Annotated in this window: 1 protein-coding gene; it reads right to left on the bottom strand. The window is 40.9% G+C overall.

The genetic code is table 11. The annotated features are described in order from the left end of the window. Positions 1-155 precede the first annotated feature (155 nt). A complete protein-coding gene (locus EP737_RS25835; protein ID WP_165350909.1) occupies positions 156-332 on the bottom strand; it encodes a hypothetical protein in 177 nt (58 codons plus the stop codon). Positions 333-607 lie beyond the last annotated feature (275 nt).

The raw sequence follows: 607 nt of genomic DNA, 5'->3' as shown, positions 1-607 counted from the left end.
TATTAAAACACTACGCCTGACCTTCATAATCTGAACTAATTCATTAGATTTCCATCCCGAACATAAAATGTAGAACTTCCGATGTTATGTAAACCAACAATACTTAAAGAGGGACCCAAAAAGCCCCCTCTTTCTTGATGTTTTTTATTTTTACATTAATGGCCACCAGGATATCCATAGTGATGATGATATGGATAATAACCCACATGCTGGTATGGATAATGGTGGTGGTGATATGGATAATAACCTACATGATGGTATGGATAATGATGGTGATGATATGGATAATAACTCACCGGGTATGGATGATGATAAGGGTATTGTCTTTCCATGTGTACGCCCTCCCTTTCCTCTAGAATTCTTAATTAGGATATGCGTCCAATATCTAAAAAGAAATAAGATAAATACCTATATCCCCTTCAGGTTGCTTAGTTGGAGGGGATTTTTTGTATATTTTGCCCCCCCCTTGCTTTTGGGCAGAGGATGGCCGGGGGTGTGTGAGGCAGAGCCCCCACATGAGCGTGTAAGAATAAGGAAAGAGAGCAACATAATGAACGGATGATCTGGCGGTTCGGCTCGTATAATCGCTCGTGCAAGCCGATAACCT

This window comes from Ectobacillus funiculus (assembly GCF_004138295.1).
GTDB classification, from domain to species: domain Bacteria; phylum Bacillota; class Bacilli; order Bacillales; family Bacillaceae_G; genus Ectobacillus; species Ectobacillus funiculus.
The sequence above is the reverse complement of the archived record's forward strand: the minus strand, read 5'-3'. Positions and strand labels throughout refer to the sequence as shown.